13 protein-coding genes are annotated in these 15032 nt (G+C 55.7%); 11 read left to right on the top strand and 2 right to left on the bottom strand.

The features are described from left to right. Positions 1-61: 61 nt before the first annotated feature. The 11 genes from ABCS64_RS10760 (at position 62) to frdD (ending at position 12161) form a co-directional block, all read left to right on the top strand. A complete protein-coding gene (locus ABCS64_RS10760) occupies positions 62-1339 on the top strand; it encodes an adenylate/guanylate cyclase domain-containing protein (protein ID WP_418891833.1) in 1278 nt (425 codons plus the stop codon). Positions 1340-2144: 805 nt separating this feature from the next. Further along, positions 2145-3011, top strand: coding sequence for a CsgG/HfaB family protein (locus tag ABCS64_RS10755; RefSeq protein WP_418891832.1), 867 nt, complete (start codon positions 2145-2147; stop codon positions 3009-3011). Positions 3012-3480: 469 nt separating this feature from the next. Next, positions 3481-4092: a guanylate kinase gene (gmk, locus tag ABCS64_RS10750; protein WP_418891831.1), complete on the top strand. Its 612-nt coding sequence runs from the start codon at positions 3481-3483 to the stop codon at positions 4090-4092. Positions 4093-4137: 45 nt separating this feature from the next. Continuing rightward, on the top strand, positions 4138-4344 hold the full coding sequence (gene rpoZ / locus ABCS64_RS10745) for a DNA-directed RNA polymerase subunit omega (protein ID WP_418891830.1): 207 nt from the start codon (positions 4138-4140) through the stop codon (positions 4342-4344). Positions 4345-4376: 32 nt separating this feature from the next. Next, positions 4377-6578, top strand: a complete 2202-nt coding sequence (locus ABCS64_RS10740; protein ID WP_418891829.1) for a RelA/SpoT family protein — start codon at positions 4377-4379, stop codon at positions 6576-6578. Between the two features lie 9 nt (positions 6579-6587). Beyond that, positions 6588-7841, top strand: a complete 1254-nt coding sequence (locus ABCS64_RS10735; RefSeq protein WP_418891828.1) for a D-amino acid dehydrogenase — start codon at positions 6588-6590, stop codon at positions 7839-7841. Between the two features lie 23 nt (positions 7842-7864). Next, the gene (locus ABCS64_RS10730; protein ID WP_418891827.1) at positions 7865-8671 is read left to right on the top strand and encodes a TatD family hydrolase; all 807 of its coding nucleotides are present in this window, start codon (positions 7865-7867) and stop codon (positions 8669-8671) included. Positions 8672-8847: 176 nt separating this feature from the next. After that, complete coding sequence (frdA, locus tag ABCS64_RS10725; protein ID WP_418891826.1) at positions 8848-10644, top strand: fumarate reductase (quinol) flavoprotein subunit; 1797 nt, start codon at positions 8848-8850, stop codon at positions 10642-10644. Beyond that, positions 10637-11401, top strand: coding sequence for a succinate dehydrogenase/fumarate reductase iron-sulfur subunit (locus ABCS64_RS10720; RefSeq protein ID WP_418891825.1), 765 nt, complete (start codon positions 10637-10639; stop codon positions 11399-11401). The genes frdA and ABCS64_RS10720 overlap by 8 nt, the downstream gene beginning before the upstream one ends. Continuing rightward, entirely contained in the window at positions 11398-11796 is a 399-nt protein-coding gene (locus ABCS64_RS10715) for a fumarate reductase subunit C (RefSeq protein ID WP_418891824.1), read from the top strand. The genes ABCS64_RS10720 and ABCS64_RS10715 overlap by 4 nt, the downstream gene beginning before the upstream one ends. After that, complete coding sequence (frdD, locus tag ABCS64_RS10710) at positions 11793-12161, top strand: fumarate reductase subunit FrdD (protein WP_418891823.1); 369 nt, start codon at positions 11793-11795, stop codon at positions 12159-12161. The genes ABCS64_RS10715 and frdD overlap by 4 nt, the downstream gene beginning before the upstream one ends. 202 nt (positions 12162-12363) lie before the next feature. Here frdD and ABCS64_RS10705 read toward each other — a convergent pair whose 3' ends face one another. Both ABCS64_RS10705 and thrH read right to left on the bottom strand, forming a co-directional pair. Beyond that, the gene (locus ABCS64_RS10705) at positions 12364-14322 is read right to left on the bottom strand and encodes an ABC-F family ATP-binding cassette domain-containing protein (protein WP_418891822.1); all 1959 of its coding nucleotides are present in this window, start codon (positions 14320-14322) and stop codon (positions 12364-12366) included. Between the two features lie 97 nt (positions 14323-14419). Next, positions 14420-15028, bottom strand: coding sequence for a bifunctional phosphoserine phosphatase/homoserine phosphotransferase ThrH (gene thrH, locus ABCS64_RS10700; RefSeq protein ID WP_418891821.1), 609 nt, complete (start codon positions 15026-15028; stop codon positions 14420-14422). Positions 15029-15032 lie beyond the last annotated feature (4 nt).

The following is a 15032-nucleotide window of genomic DNA, read 5'->3' as shown; positions in this document are numbered from 1 at the left end:
CCCTGGACTTGCTTTGGCGTCAAATCCTCGTGACTCTACGATTCCATCCATCATAAAAACCATGCAAGCTTCAGACGAGGGGATTCTCGCGCGCCTGCGCAACAGCGGCATCGAACCGGGCGACTCGGACGAAATCCGTCTGCAAAAATCGCTGCTGGTATTTGCCACCGGCCTGATCAGCCTGGCCTCGACGCTCTGGCTGTTCATTTACTGGCAGTTCGGCCCGCAATTCTCTGCGACGATTCCCGTTATTTTTCAGTTGCTGCTCATCGGCAACCTGCTGATTTATCTGAAAAGCCGGAAGTTCGACCGTTTCCGGCTGACCCAGCTTTTGACGATCCTGTGTATGCCCTTTGCGGCGCAATGGGGCATGGGTGGTTTCATCGACGCCAGTGGCATCAGCCTCTGGGGACTGCTGGCGCCAATTGGCGCGGCGCTTATCGTCGGTGCACGCCCGTCGCTGACCTGGTTCATGGCCTATATTCTGCTGGTCGTGCTCTCGGGTATTTTCGACTTCTTTCTAGCCGAGGGCGCTGCACCACCGACGTATCGCCTCTCGATGCAGACGATGGCGTTCTTCTTCACGCTCAATTTCATCTCCGTGTCGACGCTTGTCTATCTGATGATCCGTTATGCGACGGCGGAAAAGCAGCGGGTCAGACTCCTGCTCGAAGAAGCGCACCAGCGCCTGCAAAGCGCGCAGGCACGCTCTGAACGGCTATTACTCAACGTGCTTCCCAGCACTATCGCCGAACGGCTCAAGCATGAAAATCAAACGATTGCCGACGGATTTGCCGATGTCTCGGTGATGTTTGTGGATATCGTCGATTTCACCAGAATGGCCGAAGGCATGACACCGCAGCAGGTTTTTGCCATGCTCAACGACATATTCTCCCGTTTCGATGAATTGGCCGAAAAACATGGCATGGAGAAAATTAAAACGATTGGCGACGCCTATATGGTGGCGGGCGGCATGACCAATGACCGCTGCGGCAACTACACCGACGCGCTGGTCGATCTGGCGCTGGAAATGCGCAATCTGTTGCACGAGGACTCACCGACCCGCCAGATGCATCTAGAAGTACGCATCGGCATCAGTACCGGCCCGGTCGTCGCCGGCGTCGTTGGAAAAAAGAAATTCATCTACGATCTTTGGGGCGATACCGTCAATCTTGCCAGTCGTATCACTGATGAGGGAGGCGCGGGCATGGTGCAAGTCGATGAGGCCACCTACCGGCGGCTCCGGCAACGTTTTGATTTCGACGAACCGCGGACAGTTTACCTGCAGGGTAAGGGAAATACGACGGTTTATCGCGTGATTGGCCACAAATCGGCTTAAAAAACCCATAATTCTGGGCGTTCCCCAGACTTTTTATTATTAATTACCTCTATTCGCTCATCGCCAGTTCAATGCGGCGCGTGTAGCAGGCACAAAAGTACAGATGGGCTTGTATGAGCTTACGTAAGTAGCGCCGCGACGCCTGTTACGCTAGGAGAGCAAGGGCGGCATCTGATATTTTTGATTATGGCCGCTGGTCATATGGCATGTTAGCGCCTCAGGCAACTGGATACTTTACACTCTGTAACGGAACGTCTAAATCGAACAATAGACACTTAGGGCGGTTGGTCGCTATTCTTCGCGCCATCCTATGAGTGATGTTTTGCCATACTAGTAGAAAGGATTAGGCCATGTATTCAGTCGTATGTAAAAACACGGGGCAAGTCTTGGCAAAGAATTTGACGCTGGACGAAGTCGATCGATGGGTTGCAAAAAACGAAGCGAAATTTGGTAGTATTCGTACGGTCGGCATGACGATCTTTGTTACTAATTAGCACTAGCGTTCAATACACACTCTTTTTACCCGAATTTTCTTCATCAAATAAAGCCGCCTTTGCACAAAAGCAGGGCGGCTTTTTTGTTTTCACCACCATGATTAGCGGGTACGCCTGGTAGTTAGCGATCTCGTGTAGCGGAAAACTATCTATATTCCGTATAATAATAAATACAGTTAGTTATGGCAGGCGTGCCGAATTAGTCAAACTATGTCGTCTGCTGTTGCCAAGGGTTTTCCCATACTTACTGTTTTACTGTCTGTTGGCTTTTACGCCAATCTTAATAAACTGAATTTGCCGAAAGGATTTCTATGCGTTTTTCTTCGCCTTTGCTTTTTACTGTCCTGGCAGCAGCGCTTGGACTGTCCGGCTGCGCCAATATGCAGATGGGTTCAACATCGGCCAAAACCGAAGCTACCGGATCGGCAGGAGGCGCCAATAGCCAGAATGCCAACAAACAGCTGGAACATTGTAGCGCGCCACTGGGCACCATAGCCGTTGTGGAAGATACCAATGCGCCTTGGTATGGCATCCTGACCGGCCAATATCATTTAGGATCGACGGTTCCTGTCCTTCGACTGCTGATTCAGCAATCGAACTGTTTTGTTATCGTCGAGCGTGGCAGAGCTATGGACAATATGATGGGTGAACGTCAGCTGGAACAATCCGGTGAACTGCGCAGACGTTCCAGTTTTGGTAAAGGCCAGATGGTTGCTGCAGATTATTCGCTCTCGCCATCCATTACCTTCACAAACGATAACGCTGGCGGTATTGGCGGAGCATTGGGCGGATTGCTCGGTGGTAGCCTGGGCGCAGCAATCGGCGGTAGTCTGAACGCCAAGGAAGCCAGCACCCTCCTGACATTGATCGACAACCGTTCCGGCGTTCAACTGGCTGCCGCCGAGGGCAGCGCCAAGAACTGGGATTTTGGCGCGGTTGGTAGTCTGTTTGGCGGCCGCGGCGGTGGCGGATTGGGCGGATACTCGAATACGGCGGAAGGCAAAGTGATCGTTGCCGCCTTCATGGACTCGTACAATAATATCGTCAAGGCGGTGCGCAACTATAAAGCACAGCATATCGAGGGAGGGCTAGGTACGGGTGGTCAGCTTGGTGTCCAAGGTGACGATGATGCAACGCCTGCGGTGCAGAAAAAGAGAACGTCGCGCAGGAAACGCTGATTTAGATTTGGTGTACCCATGCATGCAGCACATTAGGTGCAATATGCAGGCATAGAGAAGCAAGCAACATTAGCGCGCAGACCTGACACAAGGTTTGCGCGCTTTATCGTTTCTGTTCCCTCAAAAATCTCGTAATCGATGTAAAACACCGCGATCGCCCATGAACCTTACTCGTCGGCGATAGATTCAATTTTACTTTACCGGATCATGCCATCAGCGCAGTGCTATTTTCGGCTCACGCTTTGTAAAGCACTGGGCAGTTTTTCCGGTAATAGATTCACAGCTTGCACGCTTGACACAAATTAGGGTGTTTGGGATAGATATTTCATGGGAAAATGTATCTGGCCCTAGGGCGCGGCATTATGGTGCATACACCTGGAAAGAAACTTAAAAAACTTCAGAGAGAAGCCAAGATGCTGCCCAAAAATGGCAAAACGGCTTTAAACGGAAAATCATTGCGATTGTTGTTATGAGCGGTCATCTTTACATCGTCGCCGCCCCATCAGGTGCGGGCAAAACGACACTGGTCAGCATGTTATTGGCCAGTGACCCACGTATCTGCCTATCGATTTCAAAAACTACGCGCTCACCCAGACATGGCGAACAGAATGGGCGCGACTACCATTTTATTGACGTAGCCACCTTTCTTGCTGAAGTCGAAAATGGCGAATTCCTGGAATGGGCGCTAGTCCACGGCAATTATTACGGCACATCCCGACGGTTGATCGAAGCGCGTATGGCGGCGGGCTACGACGTTCTCCTGGAAATCGACTGGCAAGGCGCGCAGCAGGTGCGCAAAGTTTTCCCCGAAGCAATCGGCATTTTTATACTGCCCCCTTCGCTGGTGGCCCTGGAAGAACGCTTGGCGCATCGCGGAACGGACTCAGCCGAAACGGTAACGCGCCGGCTGGCCGCCGCGCGTGAAGAGATGCGGCATGTAAGCGAGTTTGGCTATGTTATTATCAATGACGATTTGCAACAGGCATATCACAGCCTAAAATCGATCATCGCCGCTTCGCGTTTGCGCTACAAGAACCAGAAAAAGTGCCACGCCGCACTATTTTCTGCATTGCTTGGGTGATGATACTGATACAAGATTTAAGAATTATTGTTATAGGACTTGCATATGGCACGAGTCACCGTAGAAGATTGCATCCATGCAATCCCAAACCGCTTCCAAATGACGCTGGCTGCGACTTACCGCGCTCGTCAGATTACCTCCGGCGCAACCCCCATGGTTGAGGCCGATCGGGACAAGCCGACCGTCATTGCCTTGCGTGAACTCTCCCAAGGTTTATATGGACTGGAAATGCTCAACCGCAGCAAAACCTGAATCTCGGAGCGCGAGATTAACCGGGAGCAGCCATGTCTGAGGATGCCAGAGGGCACGCCTCTATCAAGGCTTCTGCACCGCCCGGCCGGACAGGTGCGTCGGAATATCATCCCACAGATCCGGCGGTGCGCAGTTTTATAGCGTCCCTCTCCTATCTCAAACCGAACGAGGTTTCCCAGGTCATCGAAGCCTATCGCTTCAGCGAAAAGGCGCACGCGGGGCAAAAACGGATTTCCGGCGAACCGTATATCACGCACCCCCTGGCTGTCGCCAAAACCCTGGTGGAATGGCATATGGATCTTCAGGCCATCGTTGCCGGATTGTTGCACGATGTCATGGAAGATACCGCCGTCACCAAAAATGAAATCGCGGCGCGATTTGGCAAGCCAGTCGCCGAACTGGTCGACGGGCTGTCCAAACTCGAAAAAATTGAATCGCAAACCTATCAGCAGGCACAAGCAGAAAATTTCCGCAAAATGCTGATGGCGATGATGCGCGATCTGCGCGTCGTGCTCATCAAACTTGCCGATCGTTTGCACAATATGCAAACCATGAGCTTTTTGCGTCCGGACAAGCGGCGGCGCATTGCCAAGGAAACATTGGAAATTTACGCGCCCATCGCGATACGGATCGGCCTGAACCATGTCGGACGGCAACTCCAGGATTTATCGTTCCAGCACATTTATCCTCGCCGCTTCCAGGTACTGACCAAGGCGCTCAAAGCCGTGCGCGGCAACCGGCGCGAACTGCTGGCAAAAATCCTCAATGGCATCCGCAATAAACTGCGTGAGGCAAAAATCGAGGCGGGCGTTTTTGGCCGGGAAAAAAGTTTGTACTCAATCTACCACAAAATGGTCGAGAAGCACCTGAGTTTTTCACAAGTCCTTGATATTTATGGATTCCGTATTATCGTCAACGATACGCCAACCTGCTATCTGGCGTTAGGCGCGCTGCATAGTCTGTACAAACCCGTTCCTGGAAAATTCAAGGATTACATCGCCATTCCCAAAGAAAACGGCTACCAGTCCTTACACACGACACTGATCGGTCCTTACGGTACGCCGATCGAAATACAGATTCGCACACAAAGCATGCATCATGTCGCCGAGGACGGCATTGCTTCACACTGGCTCTACAAAGATAGCGAGGAAAGCGGTGCGGAGCTGCAAATCAAAACGCACAAGTGGCTGCAATCCCTGTTCGAACTGCAAACCTCATCGGGCGACTCTTCCGAATTCCTGGAACACGTCAAGGAAGATCTCTTTCCCGACGAAGTGTACGTTTTCACGCCGAAAGGGAAAATTCTGTCTTTGCCACGCCAGGCTACGGTCATCGATTTTGCCTATGCCGTGCATACCGACATCGGGCATCGTTGTGTAGCCGCTATGGTTGGTCATGAGTTGATCCCGCTGTCCGCCGAGCTCTCCAACGGTGACCAGGTCGAAATCATTACGGCGCCGAATGCCACTCCGAATCCGGCCTGGCTCGGCTATGTCAAAACCAGCCGCGCGCGAAGCAAAATCCGGCAGTTTCTCAGAACCCAGCAACAGGAAAGCGCCAGCCTGCTGGGTAAAAACCTGCTGGGTCAGGCGCTACGCGCGCACGGCATTTCTCAGGACAAGATTCCGACGGCCGCCTGGGACGATCTGGTCAATAAGGCAGGGAAAAAATCAAAAAATGATGTTTATGCCGACATCGGGCAAGGCAATACGCCGGCCACCGTCTATGCACAACGCCTGGCCAACCACGAACAGGTATATGCAGACGGGGAAAGAACGCCGGCGTCATTGGCCATTCGCGGCAATGAAGGTGCGGCCATTCAACTGGCGCCATGTTGCTGCCCGATTCCTGGCGACCCGATCATCGGCCTGCCGCACAAGCACAGCGGACTGATCGTTCATAGCCACACGTGCCCCGAGATTCGCGGAGTACAAGGCAACGAAGCCAACGACTGGATTCAGATGAGCTGGGCGCCCGAACCTGGGATCCTGTTCGATACACGCATCAAGGTCACGATCCGCCACCTCAACGGCATGCTGGGACGTATCGCCACCGCCATCTCACAAGCGGGTGCCAGCATCGAGCAGGTCAATATGGACAACCAATATCACGGCCTGACTTCGGATCTGCATTTTCTCATTCAGGTAGCAAACCGCCAGCATCTGGCTCGACTCATACGCCAATTGCGCCGCATCCCCGAAGTTATCCGCATTGCCCGCGAACAACAGGAGTAAAGAGACGGCATGAAAGTTCTGGTTCTCGGCGCGGGAGTCGTTGGCGTCAGCAGCGCCTGGTACCTCGCCCGCGCAGGACACCGCGTCACGGTGATCGACCGGCAAGCGGGAGCGGGGCTGGAAACGAGCTTTGCCAATGGCGGCCAGATTTCGGTTTCCCACGCCGAACCCTGGGCCAACCCACATACCTTGCGGCGCGCGCTGGGCTGGCTGGGGCGTGAAGATGCGCCGTTGCTTTTCCGCCTTCGCCCCGATCGAAAGCTGTTTGACTGGAGCTGGCGTTTTCTGCGCGAATGCACGTCTGCCCGGGTGCGCGCCAATGTGCGCGACATTCTTGCGTTGGCGATCTACAGCCGTCACAAGCTCGGCGAACTGCGCCGTGAAACGGGCATTGAATACGAACAGCGCGAGTGCGGCATTCTGCACGTCTATACCGACGCCCGTGAATACGCGGCAGCGATCGAAGCCGCCAACGTCATGCGCGCGTTCGGCTGTGACCGGCGTCCGGTTGATGCCGACGAATGCGTTGCCATCGAGCCGGCACTGCATGCGGCGCGACCCATGCTAGTCGGCGGCGACTATACAAAAGAAGATGAATCTGGCAATGCCCTGCTGTTTACCCAGCGCCTGGCACAGCGATGCGCCGACGCAGGCGTCGAATTCCTTTTCGATGCGCGGATCAGCGCGCTGCAAACCGGGCGCGACGGCAATCTGCGCAATACCGTCCTGCAGACGGCGGACGGCAATGCAGAAGCGCTTGCTGCGCAGGCTTACGTCGTTGCCTGCGGCAGCTACTCGCCGCCATTGCTCGCGCCGCTGGGCATCCGTATCCCCGTCTATCCGGCCAAAGGCTATTCGGCAACCGTCCCTTTGTCGGCGGACAGCGTTGCGCCCCAGGTTGCCATGACCGACGACGGCCATAAAATCGTTTTTGCGCGCCTGGGCCAGCGTTTGCGCATTGCCGGCACGGCCGAATTCAATGGCTACAATATCGAACTCAACAAAGCGCGCTGCCAGGCGCTGATACGGCGCACGCAAGCCCTGTTTCCCCAACTCAACCCGGCAGGAGAGCCGGAATTCTGGTGCGGTCTGCGCCCGGCAACACCCTCTAGCGTACCGTTAATCGGGCGCACGAAAATCTCCAACCTGTTCCTCAACACAGGGCATGGAACACTCGGCTGGACGATGGCCTGCGGGTCGGGACAAGTACTCGCGGACATCATTAACGGCAAAGAGCCGGCCATCCCTTTACGCACGATCTAGCTGACTCCTGTTCGCACAAACCGATGTGGTTCGACACGCATTGCCATTTGGACGCCCCTGAATTTGACGCCGACCGTTCCGACGTCGTCGCAGCGGCGAGGGCAAACGGCGTAAGCCGTTTATTGATTCCCGCCGTCAGTCGGGATAATTTTCTTGCCGTGCGGGCATGTTGCCGCCGTTTTCCCGGATGCTCGCCCGCCTACGGCATTCATCCCTTATACGTTCATCAGGCGCACGAAGCGGATCTACCGGCGTTGCGCGACTGGCTGCGTACAGAATCTCAGGGTGATTGCCCGGCAAGAGCCATCGGGGAAATCGGACTGGATTTTTTTGTGCCAGACTACGATGCCGAATGGCAAACCTATTTTTTTGCCAGACAACTGAATATCGCCGAGGAATTCGGCCTGCCCGTTATCCTGCATGTGCGCCGCTCGATCGACACCGTACTCGGATATATCCGGCGCTCAGGCATCCGGCGCGGCATCGCTCACGCTTTTAATGGCAGCCGGCAGCAAGCCGAGCAGTTCATCGCCCTTGGCTTCAAGCTCGGTTTCGGCGGCGCCATGACTTATCCGGGTTCAACTCGCATCCGCGCATTGGCCGCCAGCCTGCCGCTTGAAGCGATCGTACTGGAAACCGACGCGCCCGATATTCCGCCCGTCTGGCTGAGGGACGCCCACTCATCCGACACGCCGGCCAAGCCGCGCAACTCGCCCGAACAGATACCGCGTATTGCCGGCGTATTAGCTGAACTGCGTCACGAACCCGCCGCCCATATCGCCGCCGTGACCCGCGCGAATGCGAACGCCGTTTTTGGCTTTACCGCGTAATTTTGGAAAGCGGGCGTTTTTTCGCAAAAACCATCGCAAGATGGTTGTCGGGAAAATGAGAAAGCGCCATAATTCATGCGGTTTTCCGAATGCTACCGAGTCTCCCCAAGACCGTCCCGACAACGGGGTAGCCGCAAGTTCCGACACAATCCCCTTTTCACACGAAAGGATCATGCGTGAATACCTATAAAGCAGACGTGGTTGTTGTTGGCGGAGGAGGTGCGGGATTACGTGCGGCAATCGCCGTCGCCCAGGCCGATCCCGCGCTGAAAATCGCACTGGTATCCAAAGTCTATCCGATGCGCAGCCATACCGTATCCGCCGAAGGCGGGGCGGCAGGCATCAAGAAGGAAGAAGATAACCTGGACCACCACTTCCACGACACTGTCGGCGGCGGCGACTGGCTGTGCGAGCAGGATGTTGTCGAATATTTCGTTGAGCAAGCACCCATTGAGCTGACACAGCTGGAGCACTGGGGATGCCCATGGAGCCGTACGCCGGAAGGAAAAGTCAACGTCCGCCCCTTCGGGGGCATGAAGATCGAGCGGACGTGGTTTGCCGCCGATAAATCCGGCTTCCACATCCTGCATACCCTGTTCCAGACATCGATCCAGTTTCCCTCAATCAAACGTTTCGACGAATATTTTTGTATTGATATTCTGGAAGACGAGGGGCGCTGCCAGGGGATCGTCGCCATTGAAATGGCAACTGGCGAATTCACCCTTATCCAGGGAAAATCGGTCATTATCGCCACCGGCGGCGCAGGACGCATCTTCCGCGAAAGCACGCTGGGCGGCATCGTGACCGGAGATGTGCAGGGTGCGGTTTTCCGCCACGGCGTACCCTTGCGCGATATGGAATTTGTGCAGTATCACCCGACCTGCATGCCAATCACCGGCCTGCTGTTCACGGAAGCCTGCCGCGGCGAAGGTGGTTATCTGGTCAACAAGGATGGTTACCGCTATTTGCAGGATTACGGTCTGGGTCCCATGCAGGACAAACCAAAGAATAAATACATGGAACTTGGCCCGCGCGACCGACTCAGCCAGTCCTTCTATTTCGAGATGCAAAAGGGGCGCGTTTTCGATGATCCGGTACTCGGCAAACACGTACATCTTGACCTGCGCCATCTCGGCAAGGCGCGCCTGCATGAGCGTTTGCCGCTGATCTGCGAAATGGCCGCAACCTTCTTGGGCATCGACCCGGCCATCCAGCCGATTCCGGTACGCCCGGCAGTGCATTACACGATGGGTGGCATTGCCACCGACAACAAATGCCAGACAAAACTGCGCGGCCTGTACGCTATCGGGGAATGCTCGAACGTCGGCCTGCACGGCGCCAACCGGCTTGGCTCCAACTCGCTGACGGAGCTCGTCGTCTTCGGCAAACTGGCAGGTGTAGAAGCCGCGGAAACCGCCAAATCATTCGAATTCGGGGATACCAATACGCTGCTCAAGCAGGCCGAAGCCGCCCGTAACCGCGTGCTTGCGTTCAAGACACAAACCGCCTACGGTGCTAAAGAGCGCGTTGCCAACATCCGCAAGGAAATGGTGCAGGCAATGGAAGAAGGCTGCGGCATTTACCGCGAACAGGCCACCATGCAGAAAACCTGCGACAAGCTGGCCGAACTGCGTGAGCGTTTCCGGAACATTGAACTGGACGATAAGACCAGCGTTTGGAACACCGACTGGCTGACAGCGATCGAACTCGACCACCAGCTCGACGTGGCGCAATCCATCGTCTATTCAGCCATCAACCGCAAAGAGTCGCGCGGCGCCCACCAGCGGCTGGATGGTTATGGGCAGCGCGATGACGTTAACTTCCTCAAGCATTCCGACGCATACTATGTGCCCGGCGCCGCACCGCGTCTTGAATACACCGACGTGAAGATTACCAAATCACCGCCTGCTGCGCGCGTTTACGGTGCGGCAGGCGAAAAAGCCGATGCGGAAAGGAAGGCTGCCTATGTCTGAACAGAAATTCATTGAAATCGAGGTGCTCCGCTACCTGCCGGAAAGCGACGAAGCGCCGCATTCCGAAGTCTACAAGGTGCCTTTCACCAACGATATGTCGGTATTGCAAGGCATCCAGTACATCAAGGACAACTTCGATGGCACGCTGACTTTCCGCTGGTCGTGTCGCATGGCGATCTGCGGCAGTTGCGGCATGATGATCAACGGCATTCCCAAACTGTCTTGCGAGACTTTTATCCGCGACTATTACCAGGAAGGCCAAACCAACCGGATTACCGTCGAGGCACTTTCACATTTCCCGATCGACAAGGATCTGGTCGTCGATTTTTCAGGGTTCATTGACAAACTGGAAAGCGTCCATCCTTACATCATCCCCAAAGAACCCAGAACGCTTGAGGAGGGGGAATATATCCAAACACCCGCGCAGGTGCAGGAATATATGCAATTCACTTCGTGCATTAACTGTACGCTGTGTTATGCCGCCTGCCCGCAGTACGGCCTCAACCCCGACTTTATCGGCCCTGGCGCGATTGCGCTGCTGCACCGCTACAACATGGATTCACGCGATGGCGGTAGCAAGCAGCGTATGGAGTTGCTTGCATCCGAGGAGGGCGTTTATGTATGTAGCGCCGTCGCCTACTGCTCAGAGGTGTGCCCCAAACACGTCGATCCGGGCAATGCCGTCAATCTCAACAAGATCGAAGCCGCAAAGGACTACTTCCTGCGCTTTCTGTCGCCGAAAGGGGGTGCCCAGTGAGCAAACGCAAACCGTATGTTCGTCCGATGGAGGGGTGGTGGAAGAAGAATCCCTTCTACGTCGAATATGTGATCCATGAAAGTACAGCGCTGTTCGTCATTGCCTACGCTATCGTCCTGCTGGTTGGGCTGGTGCGCCTGAGTCAAGGCGAAACCTACTGGAATGATTGGCTGGCCGCGCTGAAAAGCCCGGTATCGATCATTTTTCACCTGATCTTGCTGGTTGCGATTGCTTACCATGCCTATACATGGTTCAAGATCATGCCGATCACCATGCCGCCCGTTCGGATCGGCGGTAAAAAGCTCGCGCCCGGCACCATTATCGCAGGCGGGCTGACGGCCGCGGTTGTCGCCGCTCTCGGACTGATCGCCCTGGTTGGGAGGATTGCTGCATGAAAAAAATTCGTAAGCGTTCCAATGCCCCCATTTTCTGGGGACTCTTCGGTGCCGGCGGCATGCTCTCTGCACTATTCGGCCCGGCGCTGGTTTTCATTACCGGTATTGCTGTTCCATTGGGCATCCTGTTACCGCAGGATACGATGAGCTACCCAAAGGTCCTGGCTTTCGTCCAGAACTTTTTTGGCAAGGGCTTCATCTTTGCCGTCATTTCCCTGTTCATGTGGTTTGCCGTACATCGCACCTACCACTCGCTCCACGAGTTTGGCATCCATGCCGGCATGGGCGCCAAGCTGCTTTGCTACGGATCGGCGTTCATTGCAACCGTCATTTCGGGCGTGGTATTGCTGAAAATCGGTTTCTGAAACAGAAATGATTCCTTCCAATTTCTATCAGCAAAAACAAAAAAGCCAATAACACACCTGCCCGCCCCGCGTAGACCCGCACGGGGCGGGTATTTTTATAGACGAAGCAAGCAACTATTTCTACAGGGCGCGCAAGCGATGATCGGCTTGCATGCGGAATAGCGCAGCGTGTCTTGGCGGTAAGTGCGCTGCATACGCTTTCCTACGATGACGCCGCCTCAATTCGCTCGATTTCTTCGGCAAGTGTTAGCCAGCGCTCTTCCTGGGCATCGAGCGCTTCATTCAGTGCCTTGAGTTCATTGCCCAGTACGGTAATTTCATCGACCGGCAGGCTTTCTTCAGCAAAACGGGCTTCAATCGCCTGTTTGTGCATTTGCAGGGTATGTAACTGACTGTCGAGTTTTTCCTGCGCGCGCTTGAGCGACCGCAGCTGCGCCGCGGTCTGACGAGCCGCCGCATATTCCCGTTTTCGCACCGCTGACGTTTGCTCTGCCTGCCCGTTTTGCATACGCGCCCGTTTTTCCGCCTCACGCTGCCGGCGCGCGTCATCAAGGAGAAACTGCTGGTAATCGTCGAGATCACCATCGAACGGGGTAACGCGCCCATGCGCCACAAGCCAGAACTCGTCACATACCGCACGCAATAGCGCACGGTCGTGGCTGACCAGAATCATCGCCCCTTCGAATTCGTTCAGTGCGACGGACAGCGCCTCGCGCGTGGCCAGGTCGAGATGGTTGGTCGGCTCATCAAGCAGCAGCAGATTCGGCCGCTGCCAGGCAATAAGCGCCAGCACCAAACGCGCTTTCTCACCGCCGCTCATCGTACCGACCGGCTGATACGCCATATCGCCAGTAAAACTGAACGTGCCCAGATAATTGCGCAACGCTTGTTCACGCCTCGATTCCCCCTCAGGCAATACGGTGTGAGCAAGCCGTGTCAGATGTTCGATCGGTGAATCCCGTGGCCGCAGCACATCCAACTCCTGCTGGGCGAAGTAGCCGATCGACAGCTCCTTGCCTTCGACCCGCCCACCCGACAGCAGCGGCAAGGCGCCGACCAGTGTTTTGACCAAAGTCGATTTACCTTGCCCGTTGGCGCCGAGGATACCGATGCGCTGACCGGCGGCGATCGTGCAACTCACCTGGCGCACGATAAGGCTCGGCGGTGTGTCTGCCGAAGCACCTACCGGCGGCAGATAACCGCAGTCGACATCGCGCAGCACCAGCATCGGATTGGGCAGTCCGGTCGGAGTATTGAATGCAAAGGAAAATTCAGCCTCGGCCAATACCGGCGCGAGGCGCTCCATACGTTCGAGCGCCTTGACCCGGCTTTGTGCCTGGCGCGCCTTACTCGCCTTGGCTTTGAAGCGGTCGATAAATTTCGTTAGGCGGGCAATCTGTGCTTGCTGTTTCTCATAGGCCGCTTGCTGCAACAGCATCTGCTGTGCGCGCAAGGCCTCGAAATCGCTGTAGTTGCCGCCATAACGCGTCAGCTTTCCGCGCTCGATATGCAAGGTGACGCGCGTTACGGCATCGAGGAACTCACGGTCGTGGCTAATGACGAGTAGCGTGCCTTCGTAGCGCTTGAGCCAGCTTTCCAGCCAGACCAGTGCATCGAGATCGAGGTGGTTGGTCGGCTCATCGAGTAGCAGCAGGTCGGATGGACACATCAGCGCCCGCGCCAGTTGCAGGCGCATACGCCAGCCGCCGGAAAAACTATTGACCGGCCGGTTCAGCTCGTCCATGCGGAAGCCCAACCCCAGAATTAACGCCTGCGCCCGGGCATGCGCATCGTGTGCGCCTGCGTCGGTCAGCGCCGTATAGGCATGCGCCATGCGTTCGCCATTACCGGAAGCCTCCGCAGCGTGCGCCTCGGCCTGCGCCGCCATCAGGAACGCATCCCCGGCAATGACGAAATCCGTCGCGCTCTGCGCTGTTTCCGGCATCTCCTGGGCAACTTGCGCTAGCCGCCAGACAGACGGTACCAGGCATTCACCGGCATCTTCGTGCAGCGTACCGGCAAGCAAAGCGAACAACGAGGACTTGCCCGCACCGTTGCGGCCAACCAGGCCAATCTTCTCGCCGGGGTTAATGACGGCAGAAGCCTCATCAAGCACCCGCCTGGCGCCACGCCGTAACGTAAGATTCCTGAGGACGATCATGGAAGCGGCGCACAGCCTGCACCGATACGCAGCAAAAATACAGACGAGACGTCCGAAAATTCAGGGCAGGGCGAGAAACACAACGACAATCCCAACCTCAAATGCGCGCAAATGCTTTATCGATTTCGGCACGCAGCGCATCATAGTTTTCAGTGACCGGATATTGCGGAAATTCGCGCACAACATTTTCCGGCGGATGAAACAGGATGCCCGCATGCGCCACACCGAGCATTGCCGTGTCGTTATAGGAATCGCCCGCGGCGACGACGGTGAAATTCATCTCACGCAGGCGCACCACCGCTTCCCGTTTTTGTTGCGGCATACGCAGGCGATAGCCGGTCAACATGCCGTCAGCGCCCGCTTCCAGGCTGTGGCAGAAGAGCGTCGGCCACGCCAGCTGGCGCATCAGCGGATGCGCAAATTCATAAAAAGTGTCGGAAAGAATGATGACCTGGTAATCCTCACGCAACTTATCGAGAAATGCCCGCGCCCCCGGCATCGGCCCCATGCTGGCAATGACATTCTGGATATCGGGCAAACCCAGCTGGTGCTGGCGCAGCAGATCGAGGCGGTATTTCATGAGCTTGTCGTAGTTCGGCTCATCGCGCGTCGTCCGCCGCAGTTCAGGGATACCGGTACGTTCGGCAAACTCAATCCAGATTTCTGGAACCAGCACGCCTTCCAGGTCGAGACAAACGATTCTCACAACA

It is taken from the genome of Dentiradicibacter hellwigii, assembly GCF_041770905.1.
Taxonomy (GTDB): domain Bacteria; phylum Pseudomonadota; class Gammaproteobacteria; order Burkholderiales; family Rhodocyclaceae; genus Propionivibrio; species Propionivibrio hellwigii.
Note: the sequence above shows the minus strand (reverse complement) of the source record. Positions and strands in the feature narration are given on the sequence as shown.